Genomic DNA, 20,816 nt, shown 5'->3' with positions numbered 1-20,816 from the left:
AATGGCAGTGCAGCTTGTTCACCCTGGCCATCGCGTGGCAAAACCGCCAGCACGCGTTCGGTCTATCCATGCCCGTTCGCTGGAAAGTGTACTTCTGACACTTCCCAAAAGTGACACCATGTGAGGGTCGCGCCCCCACGCGGTCGGCCAGCCGCCCAGCCAGCGGCAGGGAGATCATGGTGGCCACGGCCTGCGAGGTGAGCAGCATGCCGCTTTCGAATGGGCTGAGGTCGCGCTGGGCCTGCAGGTAGATCGGGAAGAGGAACAGCACCCCGAAGCGGGCGAAGGCCATGCAGCCATGGGCCACGGCGCTACGCGAGAAGGTGGCGTCGCTAAAGGCGCGCAGGTCGAGCAGCGGCTGCTGGCCGCGCGCGGTGCGGCCACGCTCGATGGCGATAAACCACGCCAGCATGGCCACGCCGCCTGCCAGCACGGCGAAATTTCTGCCCAGCGCGGGGCCTAGATCGATGGTGGAGATGCCGTAGAGCAGCAGCACGCTACTGGTGGCTATGGCGGCGAACCCTGCCATGTCGAAGCTGCCCGCCTCGGTCCCCGCGCCGCGCTCTCCACGCGGCAGGGTGTGGCGGATGATCAGCAGGGCGACCGCGCCGAGCGGCAGGTTGATCAGGAAGGCGAAGTGCCAGCTGAAGGCGCTGACGAAGTAGCCGCCCAGCATGGGGCCGAGCATAGGTGCGACCATCATGGCCATGCCCATGGCGCTGCTGGCGCTGCCCCGCTCGTTGGGCGCGAAGCTCTGGTAGAGCAGGGTCATCACCAGAGGCAGCAGGATGCCGCCGCCGATGCCCTGGATTAGCCGCGCCACCACGAGGCTGGGCAGGCTCCAGGCTAGGCCACACAGCAGCGAGCCAGCCACGAAGGCTGCGAGGCTCCAGAAGTAGGCCCGCGCGGTGCCGAAGCGCGCCGCCAGATAGGGCGCGGTGGGGCTGACGGCGGCCTGGGTGAGCATGTACACGGTCACAACCCACTGTACCAACTGCACCGAGCTACCGAAGGCGAGCTGGAGCTGGGGGATCATAACGTTGACGATGGTATCGTCGAGCAGGCTCATGAACATGCCGAGTGTGATGGCGATCAGGACGAGCCATTTTGGGGCGATGCTGGGGCGTGGCATAGCGATCCTTTGATTTGCACCTTGACTTACACGTGTAAGTTGAGTATAGTAGCGCTCACGAGTACTGTCAAGGAACCTATGGCAAAACAACACCGAGTGACCAGCGTGGATGTGGCCCGCGCCAGCGGCGTCTCGCGCGCCACGGTGAGCTACGTGCTCAACAACGACCCCCGCCAGAGCATCCCCGCCGAGACCCGCGCGCGTGTGCTGGCCGCCGCCCGCGCGCTTGGCTACCAGGCCTCGCCTGCGGCGCGCACGCTGCGCGCTGGCAGCAGCCAGGTGGTGCTGACTGTGCTGCCCTTCGCCCAAGTCGACCCAGGGCTGGCGATCAGCCTGCAGGCGCTGGGCGAGGCGCTGGCCCAGCATCGCTACAGCCTGATCTGGCATATTGGGCGCAGCGCTGGCGAGGCCACGCACCCCTCGGTCAACATCAGCCCTGCCGTGGTGGTTAGCTATATCGATGCGCCCAGCCCCGCCGACGCTGCCTTCCTAGAGCAGTTCCGCGCGCCTGTGGTCACGCTGGATGGTGCGGCCTACGGCGCGGCGGTGGGCGAGCTTCAGGCCACCCACCTGCACGGGCGCGGCTGGCGGCGGCTGGCCTTCGTGGCCCCCGAGCGCGCCGATGTGCAGCGCCTGGCCGACGCTCGCATGGCAGGTGTGGCCCGCGCCTGCGCCGCGCTGGGCCTTGCGCCGCCCGCCGTGGTGCGCATGCCGCGCTCCCGGGCTGCGGCGCGCGCCGCTGTGGCGGGCCTGCTGGCCAGCGCTGTCGGGCCGGTCGGCTTCTGCTGCTACAACGACGAGATCGCCTTCATGCTGCTGGCCGCGCTGGCCGACCTGGGCGTGGCGGTGCCCGCAGCTGCCGCGGTGATCGGCTGCGACGACATCCCGCTCGCGCCCTTTAGCGTGCCCGCGCTCACCTCGGTGAGCCTGCACCAGGCCGATCTGCTGGGCGATCTGGTGCGGCACATCCTGGCCGTGGCGGCGGGCCAGCAGCCTGCGCCCATCCCAGCGGTGCCGCTGTCGGTGGTGGAGCGCGGCTCGGCGTAGCTGCTCGTATATTCCTGTGCGCCCCAACGATTGTGCGGCGGCGCGAGGCTGTGCTATACTCGTGGTATTCTTCCCGACCCTTCAGAGAATGGAGCGCGCCATGCCTGATCTTCCTACCGTGCCCGCGCTGAATCTCGCTGCGGCCCGCGCCATCTCCGCCGCCGCCGAGGCCGAGGCCACAGCCCACGGCTGGGCGGTCGCCATTGCGGTGGTTGACCAGGCCGGGCAGCTGCTGCACTTTCTGCGCATGGATGGCTGCTCGAATGCGAGCGTGGAGACGGCCCTGGCCAAGGCCCGCCACGCCATCCATTTCCGCCGCAGCACCAAGTTTCACGAGGATCGCCTGAGCGAGGGGCTGATAGTGGTGCTGAGCCTGCCCGGCGCGCTGCCGCTTGAGGGCGGCGTGCCGCTGCTGGCGGGCGAGGCCTATGTGGGAGCCGTCGGCGTGAGCGGTGTGCAGTCGGCGCAGGATGGCCAGATCGCCCAGGCGGGCGTGGATGCGCTCCAGCGCTGGCTGGCGGAGGCCTGAGCGCGCCGTGCGGAGCGCAGGCAGGGAGATGATGCACGATGCCCAAGCTGATCCTCGTCAAGCACTCGCTGCCCACGCTCGACCCCGCCGCGCCCGCCGCTTCGTGGCGGCTGGCCCCCGAGGGCCTGCGCCGCTGCCGCGCCCTGGCCGAGCACCTGCGCGCCTACGCCCCCGGCCAGATCGTGTCGAGTGCCGAGCCGAAGGCCCAGGCCACGGCTAGCGCGGTGGCCGATGCGCTGGCCATGCCCTGGCGCGTGGCCGAGGGGCTGGAGGAGCACCACCGCCGCAGCGCACCATTCCTTGCGGATGAGGCGTTTCGCCAGGCGGTTGCGGCTATGTTCGACCGGCCCGGCGAGCTGGTGTTCGGCGAGGAGACCGCCGACCAGGCCGCTGCGCGCTTCGGGCGGGCCGTCGACGCGCTGGCCCAGCCCGCGCCCGCCGACCCGCTGGTGGTGGTGGCCCACGGCACTGTGATCGCGCTGCACCTGGCCCGCCGCGCGGGCGTCGCGCCCTTCCCGCTGTGGTCGCGGCTGGGCCTGCCCTCGTTTGTGTCCGTCGAGCTGCCCTCCTACGCCATCGGCGCGGTGGTTGAGCATGTGCTGTAGTAGGCGGCGATCACCCTAACACGCGCACGGCGAATGTATGCTATCATCGTGTTTTCTCTCTAGTTCCTGCTGCTCTCGGAGGAGCGATGACAAGCCTGATCCCGTCCCACCCGCTTCCCGCCCGCGAGACCGAGTATCTGCGCGATGTGCGCGCGATCCTGCGGAGAACCCTCGCCGATCAGCTTGTGGGCGTCTATTTGTTTGGCTCGGCGGCCAATGGGTCGTATGAGCCGGGCGTGAGCGACCTGGATATCCAGGCTGTCACGCATGTGCCGGTGCCCGAGGCGCTGCGCCGCGAGCTTGCGGGGCTGCTGGCCCACGCGCACCTTCCCTGCCCGGCCCGCCGCCTGGAGTTCGTGCTCTACTCGCAGGGCGCGGTCAGCCCCGCCGCGCGCCACCCGCGCTTTCTGCTGAACTGGAACACCGGCGCGGGCGAGCGCGACCACATGTCGCTCGATGCCGCGCAGGAGGCGAGCCACTGGTTTCTGCTCGACATCGCCATGGGCCGCGAGGTTGGCCAGGCGCTGTTCGGCCCGCCGCCCGCCGAGGTGTTTAGCCCGATCCCACGCCCGTGGGTGCTAGATGCCCTGCTCGACTCGCTGCTCTGGCACCACACGCACGAGGGCACCTCGGCCAACGCCGTGCTGAACGCCTGCCGTGCCTGGCGCTACGCCGCCGAGGGCGTGATGGGCTCGAAGCTCGACGGCGCGGCCTGGGCCATGCAGCAGCTGGATGAGCCGGGCCTGATTGCGCAGGCGCTGCGCCACCGCAGGCACGGCTACGCGCCCGACCCCGCCGCGGTGGTGCAGCTGATGGACCGCGTCGCGCTTGAGGTTCGCCGCGCCATCGAGCGCTCGCGCTGACCGCGCCCCTCCCTACCCTTTGCCCACATAGCCCACCTGCGCCATGCGCGCCGCGAGGTCGTCACCCTCGCGGCGCGTGCGCTGGTGCTCGTAGAGCTGGAGGCGGATGAGGCCCATGATCGGCAGGCAGATGATCAGCAAGATCGTGCGGATGAGGAGCAGCCCAAGGAAGTTTTGCCATCTCGACCCCAGCACGAGGGACGGCGCGAAGATGCAGAAGCTGTAGAGCAGCACGATGATCGCCCCGCACAGGTAGGCGGGCACCCACGCGCCCGCCGTGAGCTGCCAGCTACGGTTGATGCTTGCGCGCACGCCGATCTGCTCGGCGATGGCGATAGGGAGGGCCAGGATGACCCGCGCCTGCACCACAAACATCGCGAGGTAGAGCGCCAGCAGAAAGACGCCGGTGAGCAGGCGCGTGTGCTCTGGCTGACTTGAGAAGAGCATGATCTCATCTACAATGAAATAGAATACGATGATCATGCATCCAATCAGGCTAATGATATGGATAATAAAGCTGATCAAAGATAGGATGCTGATGCGCAATGGGTGGCGGAATATCTGCACAAAACTCTGCGCAAAGGTCGGCTTTTGCGCCTGTGCGATGTGGATGGCTCGCTGGGTGATTGCCGCCTGCGCAAAGATGATGGTGGCGTGGATAGCGAATGTGACGCAGATGAGCATGACGATCATGCGCAGCACATCGTTCAAAGAGGTAAATCGCATGCCAGATGCAAAGATTTGATCGGTCGTACCGTGGGTGATGATCAGCGTGAGCGCGATGGGGAGCTGCATGATCGCCGCGATGGCCATATACTCCAGCGCGTGCGCGCGGTAGCGGGCGATGGCGCGGTCGAGCGTGAGGCCCAGCGAGAAGGGCATGGGCGTTCTGGTGTCGGACATGGGAGCCTCGTGAGCCTATGCGGGCGGGCGCGGCGGCACCCAGCCGCCGCTGCGAGGCCCCAGTATACCAGCCGCGCGCCTCACGCGCCGAGCGCGGGCGCGTCGCCCTGCGCGCGGTCGTCCTTCAGCGCCACGCCGGTGAGGCGCAGCCTGCGGGCCTCGCTGGCCAGGTAGATCAGGGTCTCGCCCGCCTCGCCGTAGCTCAGGCCCGCGCCGTGGATGTTCGAGATGCAGTTGCGCTCGGCGTCGGTGCGGCCTGGGCGCGGCTCGTAGGTCAGGTAGATGCCCAGGCTGTCGGCCACGCTCAGGCCGGGGCGCTCGCCCACCAGCACGGCCACCTGCTGGGCGCGCACGATCTGCCCCGCCTCGTCGCCCACCGCCACGCGGCCCTGCTCCACCACCACCAGCGGCCCGATGCTCCAGCCCAGCCCCTCCAGCGTGGGCAGCACATGCCCCAGCAGCCGCGCCGCGTGCTGCTGCACCGCCCGCGCCGAAAGCCCATCGGCGATCACAAACACCATGTCGTAGCCGCGCCCGCGCTCGGCGGCGTGCGTGGCCAGCGCGGCGCGCGACCCCTCGTCGAGCTGCCGCCCCAGGTCAGGCCTGCGCAGGTAGGTGCCGCGATCCGCCGCCCGGCTGCGCAGGCGTATGACCTCGCGCCCCTGAGCAGCCAGCTGTGCCTCCAGCGCGGCCACATCCAGCGGGGTGTGCACCGCGTCGCGGGCGCGGGCGTGGTCGAGCTGGAAGGCCAGCATGGGCTTGGTGGGCAGCCCATCGCCGCTTCTGCCCAGCCCGATCCGGGCGTTGGTGTAGCGCCGCAGCTGCGCCCACTCGTCGGCTGGCTCGATCTCGTCGCTCATGCGCTTTTCCTCTGGCTTGCGGCGCTTGCTGATGATGGCCATAGCGCTTATGGAACATCAGCAACATCGCGAAAGCGTACACATTTTCAATACATGTCTTGAATCAGCCCGAAGAACACTTTTTTGATATCGCTCTGGCGATCTAGCCCGCCGCCAGCTGCGCCAACGAGCGCATCAGCCGATTGGCCCCGCTGCTGGGCAGCAGGTGGCCGCGCTCGTCCACGATCTCCATGCTGGCCAGCCAGCCCTCGAACTCGGGCGCGGGGCGCAGGCCCAGCGTCGACTGCACAAAGCGGATGTCGTGGTACGAGGTGCTCTGGTAGTTCAGCATGATGTCGTCGGCCCCCGGCACGCCCATCACATAGGTGCAGCCCGCCGCGCCCAGCAGCACCAGCAGCGTATCCATGTCGTTCTGGTCGGCCTCGGCGTGGTTGGTGTAGCAGGCGTCGCAGCCCATCGGCACGCCCAGCAGCTTGCCGCAGAAGTGGTCCTCCAGCGCGGCCCGCATGATCTGCTTGCCGTCGTAGAGGTACTCGGGGCCGATAAAGCCGACCACGGTGTTCACCAGCAGCGGCTGGAACGCCCGCGCCACCGCGTAGGCCCGCGCCTCGCAGGTCTGCTGGTCCACGCCGTGGTGGGCGTTGGCTGAGAGCGCGCTGCCCTGGCCGGTCTCGAAGTACATCACGTTGTCGCCCACTGTGCCACGGCCCAGGGCCAGCGCCGCCGCGCGGGCCTCGGCCAGCAGCGCCAGATCGATGCCGAAGCTGCGGTTGGCCGCCTCGGTGCCCGCGATCGACTGGAACACTAGGTCGATCGGCGCGCCGCGCTCAAGCGCGGCCAGCTGCGTCGTCACGTGGCCCAGCAGCGAGGACTGCACCGGGATGTCGTAGCGCTGGCGCAGCTCGTCGATCAGCGCCAGCAGCGTGGCGACCATCTGCGGGCTGTCGGTGGCCGGGTTGATGCCGATTACCGCGTCGCCGCAGCCGTAGAGCAGCCCTTCGAGCATGGATGCGGCGATCCCGCGCGGGCTGTCGGTGGGGTGGTTGGGCTGGATGCGCGAGGAGAAGCGCCCTTCCAGCCCGATGGTGTTGCGAAAGCGCGTCACCACGCGGCATTTCTTGCCCACCGCCACCAGATCTTGGTTGCGCATGATCTTCGAGACCGCCGCCGCCATCTCGGGCGTCACGCCGGGGGCCAGCGCCGCCAGGGCCGCGCTATCGGTCTCGTAGCGCAGCAGCCACTCGCGGAACGCGCCCACGGTGAGGCCGCTGATCGGCGCGAACGCCTCGCGGTCGTGGGTGTCGAGGATGAGGCGCGTCACCTCGTCCTCCTCGTAGGGGATGAGCGGCTGCTCTAGGAACGCGGCCAGCGGCATGTCGGACAGGCACAGCTGCGCGGCCACCCGCTCCTCGGCGCTCTCGGCGGCGATGCCCGCGAGGATGTCGCCGGAGCGCTCGGGGGTGGCCTTGGCCATCAGCGCGGCCAGCGTGGCGAAGTGGTAGGTGCGCCCGCCCAGCGCCTGGGTGTAGCCCGCCATTGCGTTCTCCCTTGGGGCTGCGCGTGGCTGGGGCGCGCGATTGACGCCCCAGCCACGCAGCGGATGTCAGTGCTTCAGCTCGGCGTTGGCCGCCTCCAGGATGGCGGCCTCCTCCTCGGGGGCCTGGGCCACCAGGTGCTTGCGGCTATAGATGTAGTAGTAGACGATCATGGCCGCCAGAAACACCGCTGTGCCGATCACGCCCGGCCGGTTGCTCTCGATCGCCATGGTCGCGATCAGCGAGATCACGGCCAGCACCACGCCCACCACCGCGCCGGGCACGCCCAGCGGGCTGCGGTAGGGCCGGGGCAGCTCGGGCTTGCTGATGGCCAGCTTGATGTAGGAGAGCAGCACCAGCGCATAGGAGATCACCGCGCCAAACACGCTCATCGTCAGCAGCGCCGCGCCCACGCTTGCGGCGAAGCGGTCGATCAGCAGCGCCAGGCCCAGGCCCACCACGCCGCCGATCACCAAAGCCCGCGCCGGGGTGTGGTACTTGGCGCTCGTCACCGAGATGAAGCGCGGGATGTAGCCCGAGCGCGAGAGCGCGAACAGCACGCGGCCATAGGCGTAGATGATCGTGTGGAAGCTGGCGATCAGCCCGGTGAGCGCGGCCACCGTCAGCAGCGTCTGGGTCGCGCCGGTGCCGAAGATCGCCTTGAACCCGATGTCCAGCGGGGCCAGCGACGCGCCCACCTCGCTCGCGCCGCCGCCTACGCCCGCGTTGAGCACCAGCGTGAAGATCGAGAGCGCCAGCAGCGTGATAATGCCGCCGATCAGCGCCTTGGGCATGTCGCTCGCGGCGTTGTGGCTCTCCTCGGCCGCCAGCGGCAGCTGCTCGATGGCCAGGTAGAACCAGATGGCGAAGGGCAGCGCGGCGAAGATGCCGTAGAACCCGAAGGGCAGGAACGAGCTTGCGCCCAGCGCGGCGGGCTGCTGCGGGTCGGCCACCACGTTGAAGACCTTGTCCCACTGGAACGCGCCCGATGCCACCGCGCCCACGTAGAAGATCGCCAGCACCGCGATCGCCAGCAGCGTCACCACCAGGCCTACGCGCAGGGTCAGCGCGGTGCCCAGGATGTTGATGCCGACGAACACGGCGTAGAAGGCCACCCACCACACGTAGGTCGGCACGCCGGGGATGAGCGTCTGCATGTAGCCCGCGATCGAGATCACGATCACCGCAGGCGTGACGACATACTCGATGATGTCGGACACGCCGTTGATGAAGCCCAGGGTCGGGCCGAAGGCGCTGCGGGTGAAGGAGTAGAACCCGCCCGCGTGCGGCAGCGCCGCCGAAAGCTCGGCGATCGAGAAGACCATGCACAGGTACATCACCGAGACCACGATGGTGGCCACCAGCATGCCGCCGAAGCCCCCGGCGGGCAGGCCGTAGTTCCAGCCGAAAAAGTCGCCCGAGATCACCGCGCCTACGCCAAGCGCCCACAGCAGAATCCAGCCCGCGCTCTTCTTCAGCTTGCGCTGCTCCAGGTAGCTCTGGTCTACGTTGTCGTACTGTACCGTCCCGTGTGTTCCCGCGATGGGCTGGTGCCCCCCAACTGCCTGCTGCTCGGCCATGGCGGTATCTCCTCTCACAGAGCCTTTCGGCTACCCGATGGTATGGCATCCGCGCCGTTGCGGTGAAACCACAAAGACGAGCGATGTGCTACCACACGCTCGGGAGATGTGCTGGGAACGTTGACCGACCGATCAAAAAAAGCGGCAATGCGACGCAGAGTACAGCAACGCTGCTGGGGGAAATGCGAGGTATAGGTTGAGAACATGCCGATGGCGCTACTATATCGCATAGCGCCATCATTTGTCAAAATTGTCTAAATCTGCACAATCTTGCTATGTCGCTGGCCCCGCTTGCATGTTGCAGATCAGGGCCAGGGCCGGGCGCGATTGTGCAAATAGTATAGGTGATGAACTGCTGCTGACGGCAGCGCGCAGGCCTACCCCTCGTCAGGAGCCAGCCCGGCCACCTCCACCGCCGCCGTGATCGAGTTGGCGATGAAGCAGTTCTTGTGGGCCAGCTCGTGCAGCTGCGCCAGCTGCTCGGGGCTAGGCACGTGCTTGCCGCTGAAGCGGATGTCGGGGCGCAGGATCACGCGCGTGATCGCCATGCGCCCGCGCCCGTCCTCCTCCATGATGCCGACCGCCACATCGTCGTAGCTATCCACGACATAGCGCTTTTTGGCCGCGATCCCTAGGAAGGTGAGCATATGGCAGCTTGAGACCGCCGCCACAAAGGCCTCCTCGGGGTCGACATTGGCGGGGTTGGAGAGCGGGATGGGCACCACGTGCGGCGACGATGATGCGGGAACCTCGACGCCGCCGTCGAACTGCCAGGTGTGGGCGCGGCTGTACAGGTTGTCGCTAAATGTGGCGGTGCCGCGCTGCCAGCGCACGGTTGCAAGGTACTCGGCCATAGCTGCTCTGCTCCTTTATGTTGTCGGTCGCTCGAAGATCATCACTTGCCCGAGGCTCTGCGGCGGGTGCTGCTGAACATGGCTCGTGGTGGGGGATGGCTGCGCTATTGTAGCACTGAAGCTACGCGAGGACGAATGCTGCGAAGGGGATTGCGTCACATCGGAAGAGGATTGCGTCGCATGGGAAGGGGATTGCGTCAGGTCGGCCTCGCCCATCCAGCGAAGGTGCGCCCCTAGGCCTGCTGGCCATGATTCTCACCGCAGCGGGAAGGCCTCACCCAGCGCAGGTAGATCGCTTTCCCCTCGTGCCTTGGAGTTGTGGTGGTACAAGAACTTCGCGTCTTTGGCGAGGGCGGTGGTGCTTGGGTGGTGGTGTGCCCTGCGCGGGCAGCGCCGAGGGGCCAGCCCCTAGGAACCCCGCGCAGGGAGCATCGCCCCCTGTGAAACCCCCAATTTATGGCGTTCCGATGCCGTTTCCTGGCGGCGTTCGTTCGTGCATATGGCCATCAAGACTCTCGCGGCACCTTCGCCGCATGGGCCGGGTGGGTAGGGCTGGCGAATCGCCTTATTGCCTCTCGTCTCTTGGAGTCTTGGCGTCTTGGTGGTAAAAAAACTTCGTGCCTTCGTGGTATTCGTTTTTTTTGGAGTGGACGTGTGCGCGCTGGCCGACCTGTGCTATGATGCGGCGGTACGCTCGCATGATCGCTTGGGAGAACTGCCATGCTCGGCTGCTTCCTCTGACGCTGTGCCGCCTTGCCCCATGGGGCCGCGCACGGCGCGCCGCCCACGCCCCGCGCACGGGGGCCGCCTCGACCGCTCATCGGCCACGCACGCCGCTGGTTCATGAGCTATAGAGGAGGTCTTTCCATGCAGCCTTTTACGGTCGCGCTTCTTCAGATGACCGCCTGCGGCAACGACACCCAGGCGAATATGGCTAAGGGCGAGGCGTTCTGCCGCCGCGCCAGCGCCATGGGCGCCGATCTGGCGCTGTTCCCCGAGATGTGGAGCGCGGGCTACACCTCGCATGCCCCCTGCGCCGATGGCCCCGACCTGGTGCGCGCCCCCGAGCTCTGGGGCGGGGACGCCGCGCCGCTGGGCGCGCCGCCTGCGGAGGAGCTGTGGCGCGGCCTTGCGGTGCGCCGCGACGGCCCGTTCGTGCAGCGCTTCCAGGCGCTGGCCCGCGAGCTGGGCATGGCTATCGCCATCACCTACCTGGAGGAGTGGGAGGGCGCGCCGCGCAACAGCGTGTCGCTGATCGACCGCAGCGGCGCGATCATCCTCACCTACGCCAAGGTGCACACCTGCGACTTCGCGCCGGGCGAGGCCGCGCTGACGCCGGGGCAGGGGTTCCCCGTGTGCGAGCTGGCCACCGCCAGCGGCGCGGTGCGGCTGGGCGCGATGATCTGCTACGACCGCGAGTTCCCCGAGAGCGCGCGGCTGCTGATGCTGGGCGGGGCCGAGATCATCCTCACGCCCAACGCCTGCGAGCTTGAGCAGCACCGCCGCACACAGTTCCGCACGCGGGCCTACGAGAACATGGTGGGCGTGGCCATGGCCAACTACGCGGGGCCGCGCATGGGCCACTCGCTGGCCTACGACCCCGTGGCCTTCGACACGCTCGGCTCGCGCGACACCCTAGTGATCGAGGCGGGCGAGGCCGAGGGCATCTACCTCGCCCACTTCGACCTGGCCCAGATCCGCGAGTACCGGCGGCGCGAGCCCTGGGGCAACGCCTTCCGCCGCCCGCATCGCTACGCCGCCCTGTGCGCCACGGCGGTCGAGCCGCCCTTTGTGCGCGTCGGCCCCACCGGCGAGCCGTACGATACGGCGCGGCGGTAGGGTGGAAACATCAGCAGCGACTACCGTAAAGGCGGTAGTCGCTGCTGATGTTAGGATTCTTAAGTAGATCTGTCGAATGCGCTAGCAGCCTGTAAGCGAGATGCTCTTGCCCTTGACCGTGAGCGGAGTGGCCGAGGTTTTCTTTCCATTAACCACCACATAGCTGTCGGTTGTTGATGCCCAGCACACATCGTCTGTTGAATTGTATGCCATAAAGACATAATCGATTGAGCAGCTTGTTGCATTATAGCAGTGTTTGTTCTCGAAGTGGCCTGCATCACGATTTCCGCCAGGGATAGAGTATCCCGAAATAAAGATATCGGACACACTACTTGAACAACTGACGATATGGTGCGCTTCGACTCCATAGATAGTGATATCCGCATTAACAGATAGGCTGCAAGGCCCAAATGCGTTACCTGAAGCAGTATGCGTTGAGCCATAATTTTCTTGAGCATAGGCGGCTACTGGCGCGGTGGCGATAATTCCTGCCGCAAGGCATGGTACGAGACTCTTAATGATACCTGCGAACTTCATTGTGATTCTCCTGATCTAGGAATGATATATTTTAAAGACCCGTAGAGAAATGAGATCTTTATAGAGGAGATTCTAGGTGAACGAGTATAGTATTTTTAGCAGCTAGCAGCTAGATGGTATTCCATATTTGATTGATACAGGAATACCGGATATCTTCTGACCATTAACGACAACATAGCTGTCTGTGGTATATACCCAGTAGAATATATCACTCATGCTCCCATATTGATAATCATATGTAAAGAAACATTCACTTGCGTTATAGCAATGTTTATTTTCGAAATGGCCAAGGCTTCTGTTTCCGTCCGGAATAGAATATCCCGATATAAATATATCGGATACTGTGCTCGTGCAGCGGATACTATGGGTTGGATGAATGAGTTGTGTTGTTCCTGGCTCAATGTCTGCAGTTAATCCGGCATAACACGGGCCAAATGTTGCGCTGGTAGCGTTGCCGACAATGGCTGCATTTGCGCTCTGCGGAAGGAAACAAACCGCTGAAAGATGAGAAAATCTTAAGAAATGTTTGAGAGGGCTAGATTGTACGAATAGTAATGAGCAGTAGGTATTTGCAAGCAGGTATGATAGGATTACATGTGTTACGGGGATGGTTAGACCCCAGCAAATGGTGGCGCATAGCGAATGCTTTAATACTAGGCATCTCTAGCCCCCTAGCTTAAACCTCGGGTCGTCGAAGCGCATCAAGAAGACCACGCGGCGGATGTCGGCTCGGCCTGAGCGCAGCTGGTGGATGCCGATCTCGGCGCGGTTCTCGGTCCATGCCTCGGCGAAAAGTGGGCCGACGTAGCGCCAGAGGTCGCCATCCTCCCGCACAAACGCGGGTATGGGGAAGCGCTGATTGCAGAACACACAGGCCCACTGGTAGACCCGCTCGTTCGCGCCGATCAGGAGGATGTCGGGCGCGTCGGGGTGCTGGTCGGGCCGCATGCAGATCCCGACCACCTGCCGGTTTTTGTGGGGCAGGTAGTCGTTCATACCGCCGCCAATGGTGGACTGGATGTCGGTGCGGTCATAGCTTGTGTTGAGCTGAAACATGGGCAGTGTCACCGTAGAAGTGCGGAAACAGCGATGCTGATTGTACCATTGTTGGGTGGGTATAGAAGGGCGTAAACATCTTCGCGCCTTCGTGTCTTTGTGGTGAAGTGGTTTTTTGGGTGCCTTGGTGGTGAAAATCTTCTTGCGGCTTCGATGATGATGGTCGCTGGTGGTTGTTTGGTGCGTGCCCTGCGCGGGCAGCGCCTAGGGGCCAGCCCCTAGGAACCCCGCGAGGGGGCGATGCCCCCTTCGAAACCCCCAATTTATGGCGTTCCGATGCCGTTTCCTGGCGGCAGGCGTTCGTGCATATGGCCATCAAGACTTTAGCGGCATCTTCGCCGCATGGGCCAGGTGGGTAGGGCTGGCGAATCGCCAGTTTCTACTGCCTCTTGTTCCCTTGGAGTCTTGGAGTCTTGGTGGTAAAAGACCTTCGCGCCTTCGTGGTGAAGCGCTGCCCTTGCCCTTCTGGCCATTTTCCCCTACCATAGCGCTGTGGCGACACACAGCAGCACAAGCGAGGTGCAGATGACGGCAGATGCAGACGAGCGGCTGATCGCGGCCTTGGCCGAGCGCTACGGCTTCAGCCAGGGCGCGGTGCGCGCGCTGCAGCAGGCCATGGTGCGCGGCGGCGGCAGGATGGCGCAGTTTCAGCACCCCGAGCTAGGCGGCATGGGCCAGTGGCAGGCGGGCGGCCTGCTGATGATCGGCCAGATCGGCAACGCCGAGCTTCAGGCGCGGGTAGGGCTGCTGGCCGAGGCGCTGCGCCAGGCCGCGCAGGCCCAGGCGGGCGAGCGCACGCCGCCCAGCCGCCCCCCGGCGGCGCTGGCCGGCCTAGTGGGGTTCTCCGCGCCGTGGTGGCCCGCCGACATGGGCCAGCCCGCCGCCAGCGGCGGCCAGGGGGATGTGCGCTACGCCTTCTTCCCCGCGCTGCGGCGGCTCGCGGTGCTGGCTGTCGGCACCCTGACGCTGTACGACACGCTCGACCATCAGGTCTATGGCGTCTCGCAGCAGCAGGGCCACAGCGCATCGCTGCAGTTCACCAGCCAGCGGGGGGTATTCACCGTCGATGCGCTGCCCATCGTGGAGCGGCGAGCGCAGCCATAGGGGGTAGCAGTGGCGCAGGAGCACAGGATCGCGCAGGTGGCTGCGCGTGGCGAGCTGGTCGAGGTGGCGCTGCTGGCGCTGCGGCTCGGCTTCACGGCCTTCGGCGGCCCGGCGGCGCACATCGCCATGCTGCGCGAGGAGGTGGTGGCGCGACGCGGCTGGATGAGCGACGAGCGCTTTCTCGACATGCTCGGGGCGACGTACCTCATCCCTGGGCCGAACTCCACCGAGATGTTCATCCACATCGGGCGCGAGCGGGCGGGCTGGCGTGGCATGATCGCCTCGGGCGTGTGCTTCATCCTGCCCGCCGCGCTGATCGTGCTGGGGCTGGCCTGGGCCTATGTGGCGTTTGGCGCGCTGCCGGCGGCGGGCTGGCTGCTCTACGGCGTGAAGCCGGTGATCATCGTGATTGTGGCCCAGGCGCTGTGGGGCCTGCTGAAGACGGCGGTGAAGGGCAGGCTGCTGGCCGCCGTGGGCGCGGGCGTGCTGGCCCTGGCGCTGCTGGGCGCGAACGAGCTGGCGCTGCTGTTTGGCGGCGGCGCGCTGGTGATGCTGCTGCGCAACCTGGGCCGCCCGCTGGGGCGGGTGCGCGCGGCGCTGCCAGTGTGGGGCCTCGCGCCGCTGGCCCTGGCCCAGGCCGCGCCTGTCACGCTCGATCAGCTGTTCTGGAGCTTCCTGCGCATTGGCGGGCTGCTGTACGGCAGCGGCTATGTGCTGCTGGCGTTTATGCGCAACGAGTTTGTGGTGCGGCTGGGCTGGCTGAGCAACCAGCAGCTGCTCGACGCCGTGGCCGTCGGCCAGTTTACGCCCGGGCCGGTGTTCACCACCGCCACCTTTGTGGGCTATCTGCTGGCGGGCCTGCCGGGCGCTGCGGTGGCCACGGTCGCGATCTTCCTGCCCTCATTTGTGTTTGTGGCGGCGATCAACCCGCTGCTGCCCATCCTGCGCGGCTCGCCGTGGATGAGCGCCTTTCTGGATGGCGTGAACGTCGCGGCGGTGGGCCTGATGGCGGCGGTGCTGCTGCAGCTGGGCCAGGCCGCGCTGGTGGATGGGTGGACCGTGGCGCTGGCGCTGGTCGCGGGCGTCATCCTGTTTCGCTACAGGCTCAACTCGGCCTGGGTGGTGCTGGGCGGCGGGCTGCTGGGCATTGTGATCCACTACCTTCCTTTTTGATGATGCCATGATGCGTGAGGTAGGCGGGCCTGAGATGAAACGGATGCCGATCGAGCGCGTATATATCCCGGAAGTTGTGATCGCCCAACGTTCTATCTATCGTACCGTCTTCTGTCGTTGGGTGTGAATCAGCCCAATCAAGCGTGCTGACATGTATGCCTGCTGCGAGCTACCTGCCAGCACCGAGACGTGCCCCGCCCCACGGAAGCGACTATCGGGAGAATGCAATGCGACACACACGGCTCGCGATCCTCGCGCTGGCGCTGGCGACGGCGATCGCGCCTATCGCCCCCGCGCACGCTGGCGACGACGACCCAGTGGTGAAAGATGAGGGCAACAACATCTACCTGATCGACGGCAGAAATGGCGACATCCCCAATATTCTGCCTGCCGACGAGGTGAAGAGGATCGCCGACCTGCAGAGCGCGCCGGTCTACACGCCGCTGTTCAGCCCGGTGAGCGACGACGACCAGACGATCTTCGCTGTGACCGCCACCGAGGCGCTCTTCCTCGACATTCGCAGCGGCGAGAAGACCCCGTTCCAGGGCCTGGTCGGCTTCGACGATGGGCTGGACATCATCTCCAACTTCTTCTGGCTGGGCGATGAGACGCTGTGCTTCTACGGCGTCACCTACTCGGGCGGCCAGGTGCTGGTCGGGATCGACCGCAGCAGCGGCATCGGCGAGATCTTGGCCTCAAGCGACGACCTGAGCACGGTGCCGGTGCTGGTGTCGCCCGGCGGGCGCAAGGCGCTGGTCGTCACCGTGCCCGAAAACGTGCCCAACGTCCCCGGCGGCTCGACGGTGGTCAAGCTGCCCACCCAGGCCGACCGCCACAGCGAGACGCTGCGCCAGGCTGTGGCGCGTGTGGGCATGCTCAAGCCGCTGCCCGCAGGCTCGCGGGGCCGCGCCGTGGCCGATTTCGCCGAGTCCTTCGACTCGCTGGCCGATGGCGCGATCGCCCCTGCGATCGGCGCGAAGTTCTCGGTGGTGGACACCGAGACGGGCGACTCGCACGATGTCGCGACATTGGAGCCGGGCTATGTGCCGCTGGATATGAGCTTCAGCCTGGATGGCAACCAGTTCGCGATGGTGGTGGATGGCTACCGGCTCGACCCGCTGCGCGCGCGCTACGATGGCGCGCTGCTCTCGGAAAGCTCGTACCGCGACGTGACCGGCAACCTGCCGCCCGCGCAGAACCCCTGGCTGCAGGGCAACCGCCTAGTCACGCTCGACTTCCCCAAGGGCAAGGTGACCGAGCGGCGCGCCGCCGATGGCGACGGCTCGGTGTACGCCGGGGTGAGCTGGAGCACCGACAGCCAGACGCTGGCGGTGAAGATGCAGCGCCCCAGCAAGCTGGCGGGCCGCACCTACCCGGTCTACACGCGGCAGTTCCGCGCTGGGTCGTACCTGCGCTTCTACAACGGCGCGCTGGATGAGATCCGCCGCATCGAGCGGGCCGAGATCGGCGATGTGTATCTGGACATCAACTTCATCTCGCCCGACGAGCTGATCATCCAGAGCCAGAGCAAGATGAACCGCCACCCGTTCTACTACAACTGGCGCTCGGGCGAGTTCCGCGACATCGCCGACCGCCCCGGCTACTTCGCGCCCGTGATCGCCACCCACCGCACGAAGGAGATCGTGTTCTCCTACAGCTCGTTCACCGAGCCGACCGATCTCTACCGCATGAGCGTGGATGGCAATGCCTTCGCGCGCCTGACCTGGGACAGCGAGCCGATCCACCAGCTGAGCAAGGTCAAGCAGTACCCGGTGTCGTTCACGCTGCGCGACCGCACCACCCACGAGGGCGTGCTGCTGCTGCCCGCCGACGCGGCCTTCCCGCCCAAGAAGCTGCCGATCGTGGTCTGGCAGGAGGGCGGCCCGACTTCCACGGTGGACAACCGCTGGGTGGCGCTGGTGGAAAGCCCCTTCGCGCTGCTGCCCAACTTCGGCTTTGGCGTGCTGGTGGTGCCGCTGTACGGGCGCTACGGCTACAGCAGCGCCGCGTTCAACGCCCTGGCCGACAAGAACAACTTCGGGCAGATCGACATCGACGCCCAGGCCGAGATCGCCCAGCAGCTGCGCAGCCGTGGCTGGGCCAGCAAGGTGGGCATCACCGGCTGCTCCTACGGCGGCTACTTCACCACCCAGAGCCTGGTGAGCCACCCCACCACCTACGATGCGGCCCACACCATGTGCTCGCTGGTGGACCTGATCACCGAGTGGAGCCGGGGCTACGCCGCGCTCGCGCCCTGGATGGAGGGCCTGCCGCCCCAGGCCGCGCTCGACGAGTACCGCCGCGACTCGCCGATCTACAACGTGGGCAAGCTGCGCACGCCGCTGCTGGCCTTCCACGGCAACAACGACTTCCTGCCTGTGACGATCATGGAGAACTTCATGCTGCAGGTGGTGAACAACAAGGTGCCCGCCAAGCTGCTGAAGTTCGCCGACGCGGGCCACGGCTTCCCCAGCACCACCGCCAACGCTCGGAAGTACGAGCTGTTCGGCGCGCAGGAGCAGATCCAGTGGTTTAGGACGTACCTGTCCAACTAGCCTTCGACCGACTGCGGGCGCGCCCCTGAACGCGCCCGCAGCCCCGCCGCAATCCGCCCAGCGGATGACCGCCCCGCCGCTAGCCCCCCTCGTATGTTCGTGTATAATGGCCCGCGTCCCCAATAGCGTCGTCGTAGAGCATCATCGTGCGGTAGGATGGCGTATGGACCTCGCTGCTTCCCCTACCCCGCCTGATCCTGCGCCGATGGCCTGCTGCGCGCCCGCGCTGGCGGGGGCTGGGTGTGCCTAGAAGATGGGCATTCTTTTAGAGGAGGGGTTATGCCATTTCGTCGGCAGCTGATCGGGGCGGTTGCGGTGCTGGTCGCGCTCCAGGGCTGGGCGCTCGCGCCGGTGGCCAACGCAGAGGACGAGACCGAGACGATCACCATCCTTCAGACGAGCGATCTGCACAGCAACCTGATGCCGTGGGACTACTACGCGGGCAAGGTTGCGGACTGGGGCCTGGCGCGCGTGGCCACGCTGGTGAAGGCCGAGCGGGCGAAAGATCCGAACCTGCTGCTGCTGGACAGCGGCGACACCATCCAGGGCACGCCGCTGGGCTTCTACTACGCGCGCATCGACCAGAAGGTGACGCACCCCATGGCCGTGACCATGAATGCGCTGAAGTATGATGCGGCGGCGATCGGCAACCACGAGTTCAACTACGGCATGGAGACGCTGAACCGCTGGAAGGGCCAGCTGAACTTCCCGCTGCTCTCGGCCAACATCCGCAACGCGGATGGCAGCGAGGCCTTCACGCCCTATGTGATCAAAGAGGTGAACGGCGTCAAGATCGGCATCCTTGGCCTCACCACGCCTTCCATCCCCAACTGGGAGAAGCCCGAGAACATCATGGGCCTGCGCTTCGACAACCCGGTGGAGGTTGCCAAGCAGTACGTGCCCAAGATCCGCGCCGAGGGCGCGGACATCGTGGTGATCTCGCAGCACATCGGCTGGGACAAGACGCCGAGCGCCACCAACAACCCCCAGGCCTGGCTCACCGACCCGAGCACCTGGCAGGACAGCGGCTCGCTGCCCGATGAGAACCTGACGATCGAGATCGCCCAGCAGGTGCCCGGCATCGACGTGATCCTGGCGGGCCACTCGCACCTGGATGTGCCGAAGACCCTGATCAACGGCGTGCTGGTGGTGGAGCCTTCGTACTGGGGCAAGGCCATGTCGAAGGTGACGCTGCAGGTGAAGAAGAGCGGCGACCACTGGCAGATCACCAACAAGGATTCGGCGCTGGAGTATGTGAAGGGCATCGACTCGGACAAAGAGCTGACCGACCTTTCGTACCCCTACCACGACCAGACCCTGAAGTACATCAACACGCCGATCGGCACCGCCACCGGCGAGTTCGAGGGCGGCCCGGCGGCGCGCTACGCCGATGGCCCGCTGGCCGACCTGATCAACACAGTGCAGACCGAGGCCGCCGCTGCGGCGGGCTTCCCGGTCGATCTCTCGCTGGCGGCGATCTTCAACGATACGGGCCGCATCCCGGCGGGCCAGATCGCGCTGCGCGACGCCTACAGCGCCTATATCTACGACAACACGCTGTATGTGATGGAGATCAACGGCGACATCCTGCGCCGCGCGCTTGAGCGCGATGCCGAGTACTTCAAGCAGGCCGACCCGGCCAGCCTGCCCGCCGACCCCAAGGGCCTGGTGTCCGAGGTGGCGCGCGACTACAACTGGGATCTCTACAGCGGCATCGACTACACCATCGACATCACCAAGCCGGTCGGGCAGCGCGTCACCAAGCTGCAGTTCAAGGGCCAGGATGTGAAGGCCGATCAGAAGTTCCGCATCGCGATCAACAACTACCGCGCCAGCGGCGGCGGCGGCTACCCGATGTTCAAGGAGGGCACCCGTGTGTGGGCCTCCACCAGCGAGATCCGCGACCTGATGGCCAGCTATGTGCAGGCGCACCCCGCGCTCGACCCGGCGGCGATCAACGTCAAGAACTTCACACTGGTGCCCGATCTCTATGCGCACTACTATGGCGCAGGCAAGCCTGCGGCCCCGGCCACGGGCAGCTCGCCCGCCACCCCCGCCACGCCGGGCGCAGCCACGCCGGTGCAGCTGCCCGACACCGGCGGCGACAGCCCGCTGCCTATGTCGTTGGGCCTGCTGGCGCTGGCGGCGCTGGGCGCTGGTGTGGCGCTGCGGCGCTGGGCGCGGCGCTAGGCCGATTGGTTAGGAATTAATTAGGGTGTTACCCCGTGGGGATGCTCTGTCTCCACGGGGTTGCTTTTTGTTTTGCGGTGTAAAAGGTTTCTTTGATTCTGGTGCACGCTGCCGCTCGGCAGAGCCTGCGCTCACATCAACCTCTCATCTGGTTGGGCTATGGTGAATCGGCGGGGAATCGTGATAGCGATCATCTGGCTAGCTGATTCTGATGCCTTGCCGCGCTCTTCCCGATTTCGCTCCCGTTTTTGCCTCATTTTGCCGCCGAGATACTACTAGGCAAAAACAACCAGATACGAAATAATACATGCTATAATTGGCCCAAGCAGAAAGTCTGCCACCGATTCAGCAGTTTCCTCCATGCAAGGGCGTGTGTATACGTGCTTACACGAGTATGCAAACGCATTGCGGCTGCTGCTGCAATGTGCATAGGTAGGTTTGCTGAAATGGCCCT

The 20,816-nt window shown here is 65.9% G+C and carries 17 protein-coding genes; 9 read left to right on the top strand and 8 right to left on the bottom strand.

Annotated elements, in window-relative coordinates; genetic code table 11:
- Positions 1-1,132: DHA2 family efflux MFS transporter permease subunit (locus tag F8S13_24485; GenBank protein KAB8140389.1), on the bottom strand; the 1,132-nt coding region annotated here is incomplete at its 3' end.
- Positions 1,133-1,210: 78 nt separating this feature from the next.
- On the opposite strand from F8S13_24485, the gene F8S13_24480 reads away from it, so the two are divergent.
- The 4 genes from F8S13_24480 to F8S13_24465 all read left to right on the top strand — a co-directional run bounded on the left by F8S13_24480 (position 1,211) and on the right by F8S13_24465 (position 4,176).
- Positions 1,211-2,179 carry a LacI family transcriptional regulator gene (locus F8S13_24480; protein KAB8140388.1) on the top strand — a complete coding sequence of 323 codons (969 nt, stop codon included), beginning with the start codon at positions 1,211-1,213 and terminating at the stop codon, positions 2,177-2,179.
- Positions 2,180-2,279: 100 nt separating this feature from the next.
- Positions 2,280-2,708 carry a heme-binding protein gene (locus tag F8S13_24475; protein KAB8140387.1) on the top strand — a complete coding sequence of 143 codons (429 nt, stop codon included), beginning with the start codon at positions 2,280-2,282 and terminating at the stop codon, positions 2,706-2,708.
- 38 nt (positions 2,709-2,746) lie between these two features.
- Positions 2,747-3,313 (top strand): histidine phosphatase family protein, encoded by a 567-nt coding sequence (locus F8S13_24470; GenBank protein KAB8140386.1) that lies wholly within the window; start codon positions 2,747-2,749, stop codon positions 3,311-3,313.
- An 86-nt stretch (positions 3,314-3,399) separates the two neighbouring features.
- The gene (locus F8S13_24465) at positions 3,400-4,176 is read left to right on the top strand and encodes a DUF4111 domain-containing protein (GenBank protein KAB8140385.1); all 777 of its coding nucleotides are present in this window, start codon (positions 3,400-3,402) and stop codon (positions 4,174-4,176) included.
- A 12-nt stretch (positions 4,177-4,188) separates the two neighbouring features.
- Here F8S13_24465 and F8S13_24460 read toward each other — a convergent pair whose 3' ends face one another.
- The 5 genes from F8S13_24460 to F8S13_24440 all read right to left on the bottom strand — a co-directional run bounded on the left by F8S13_24460 (position 4,189) and on the right by F8S13_24440 (position 9,908).
- Positions 4,189-5,079 (bottom strand): hypothetical protein, encoded by an 891-nt coding sequence (locus tag F8S13_24460; protein ID KAB8140384.1) that lies wholly within the window; start codon positions 5,077-5,079, stop codon positions 4,189-4,191.
- An 80-nt stretch (positions 5,080-5,159) separates the two neighbouring features.
- On the bottom strand, positions 5,160-5,939 hold the full coding sequence (locus tag F8S13_24455) for an ethanolamine ammonia-lyase subunit EutC (protein ID KAB8140383.1): 780 nt from the start codon (positions 5,937-5,939) through the stop codon (positions 5,160-5,162).
- A gap of 142 nt (positions 5,940-6,081) precedes the next feature.
- Positions 6,082-7,476: an ethanolamine ammonia-lyase subunit EutB gene (locus F8S13_24450; protein KAB8140382.1), complete on the bottom strand. Its 1,395-nt coding sequence runs from the start codon at positions 7,474-7,476 to the stop codon at positions 6,082-6,084.
- Between the two features lie 66 nt (positions 7,477-7,542).
- Entirely contained in the window at positions 7,543-9,054 is a 1,512-nt protein-coding gene (eat, locus tag F8S13_24445) for an ethanolamine permease (protein KAB8140381.1), read from the bottom strand.
- A 377-nt stretch (positions 9,055-9,431) separates the two neighbouring features.
- On the bottom strand, positions 9,432-9,908 hold the full coding sequence (locus tag F8S13_24440) for an OsmC family protein (protein KAB8140380.1): 477 nt from the start codon (positions 9,906-9,908) through the stop codon (positions 9,432-9,434).
- Positions 9,909-10,775: 867 nt separating this feature from the next.
- Between F8S13_24440 and F8S13_24435 the strand changes: the two genes are divergently transcribed.
- Entirely contained in the window at positions 10,776-11,747 is a 972-nt protein-coding gene (locus F8S13_24435) for a carbon-nitrogen hydrolase family protein (protein KAB8140379.1), read from the top strand.
- Between the two features lie 81 nt (positions 11,748-11,828).
- Here F8S13_24435 and F8S13_24430 read toward each other — a convergent pair whose 3' ends face one another.
- Together F8S13_24430 and F8S13_24425 are read right to left on the bottom strand one after the other, a co-directional pair.
- A complete protein-coding gene (locus F8S13_24430) occupies positions 11,829-12,284 on the bottom strand; it encodes a hypothetical protein (protein KAB8140378.1) in 456 nt (151 codons plus the stop codon).
- 663 nt (positions 12,285-12,947) lie between these two features.
- Positions 12,948-13,340, bottom strand: coding sequence for a hypothetical protein (locus F8S13_24425; protein KAB8140377.1), 393 nt, complete (start codon positions 13,338-13,340; stop codon positions 12,948-12,950).
- A 525-nt stretch (positions 13,341-13,865) separates the two neighbouring features.
- On the opposite strand from F8S13_24425, the gene F8S13_24420 reads away from it, so the two are divergent.
- The 4 genes from F8S13_24420 (at position 13,866) to F8S13_24405 (ending at position 20,362) form a co-directional block, all read left to right on the top strand.
- Complete coding sequence (locus F8S13_24420; protein ID KAB8140376.1) at positions 13,866-14,444, top strand: SHOCT domain-containing protein; 579 nt, start codon at positions 13,866-13,868, stop codon at positions 14,442-14,444.
- A 27-nt stretch (positions 14,445-14,471) separates the two neighbouring features.
- Positions 14,472-15,617, top strand: a complete 1,146-nt coding sequence (gene chrA / locus F8S13_24415; GenBank protein KAB8140393.1) for a chromate efflux transporter — start codon at positions 14,472-14,474, stop codon at positions 15,615-15,617.
- A gap of 227 nt (positions 15,618-15,844) precedes the next feature.
- Entirely contained in the window at positions 15,845-18,172 is a 2,328-nt protein-coding gene (locus F8S13_24410; GenBank protein KAB8140375.1) for a prolyl oligopeptidase family serine peptidase, read from the top strand.
- 279 nt (positions 18,173-18,451) lie between these two features.
- The gene (locus F8S13_24405) at positions 18,452-20,362 is read left to right on the top strand and encodes a bifunctional metallophosphatase/5'-nucleotidase (protein KAB8140374.1); all 1,911 of its coding nucleotides are present in this window, start codon (positions 18,452-18,454) and stop codon (positions 20,360-20,362) included.
- The last annotated feature ends 454 nt before the right edge of the window (positions 20,363-20,816 follow it).

It is taken from the genome of Chloroflexia bacterium SDU3-3 (assembly GCA_009268125.1).
Taxonomy (GTDB): Bacteria; Chloroflexota; Chloroflexia; order Chloroflexales; family Roseiflexaceae; genus SDU3-3.
The sequence above is the reverse complement of the archived record's forward strand: the minus strand, read 5'-3'. Positions and strand labels throughout refer to the sequence as shown.

Coding starts and splice junctions, on each gene's coding strand:
- F8S13_24480 (KAB8140388.1), top strand. CDS start 1,211: ATGGCAAAACAACACCGAGTGACCAGCGTGGATGTGGCCCGCGCCAGC.
- F8S13_24475 (KAB8140387.1), top strand. CDS start 2,280: ATGCCTGATCTTCCTACCGTGCCCGCGCTGAATCTCGCTGCGGCCCGC.
- F8S13_24470 (KAB8140386.1), top strand. CDS start 2,747: ATGCCCAAGCTGATCCTCGTCAAGCACTCGCTGCCCACGCTCGACCCC.
- F8S13_24465 (KAB8140385.1), top strand. CDS start 3,400: ATGACAAGCCTGATCCCGTCCCACCCGCTTCCCGCCCGCGAGACCGAG.
- F8S13_24460 (KAB8140384.1), bottom strand. CDS start 5,079: ATGTCCGACACCAGAACGCCCATGCCCTTCTCGCTGGGCCTCACGCTC.
- F8S13_24455 (KAB8140383.1), bottom strand. CDS start 5,939: ATGAGCGACGAGATCGAGCCAGCCGACGAGTGGGCGCAGCTGCGGCGC.
- F8S13_24450 (KAB8140382.1), bottom strand. CDS start 7,476: ATGGCGGGCTACACCCAGGCGCTGGGCGGGCGCACCTACCACTTCGCC.
- eat (KAB8140381.1), bottom strand. CDS start 9,054: ATGGCCGAGCAGCAGGCAGTTGGGGGGCACCAGCCCATCGCGGGAACA.
- F8S13_24440 (KAB8140380.1), bottom strand. CDS start 9,908: ATGGCCGAGTACCTTGCAACCGTGCGCTGGCAGCGCGGCACCGCCACA.
- F8S13_24435 (KAB8140379.1), top strand. CDS start 10,776: ATGCAGCCTTTTACGGTCGCGCTTCTTCAGATGACCGCCTGCGGCAAC.
- F8S13_24430 (KAB8140378.1), bottom strand. CDS start 12,284: ATGAAGTTCGCAGGTATCATTAAGAGTCTCGTACCATGCCTTGCGGCA.
- F8S13_24425 (KAB8140377.1), bottom strand. CDS start 13,340: ATGTTTCAGCTCAACACAAGCTATGACCGCACCGACATCCAGTCCACC.
- F8S13_24420 (KAB8140376.1), top strand. CDS start 13,866: ATGACGGCAGATGCAGACGAGCGGCTGATCGCGGCCTTGGCCGAGCGC.
- F8S13_24410 (KAB8140375.1), top strand. CDS start 15,845: ATGCGACACACACGGCTCGCGATCCTCGCGCTGGCGCTGGCGACGGCG.
- F8S13_24405 (KAB8140374.1), top strand. CDS start 18,452: ATGCCATTTCGTCGGCAGCTGATCGGGGCGGTTGCGGTGCTGGTCGCG.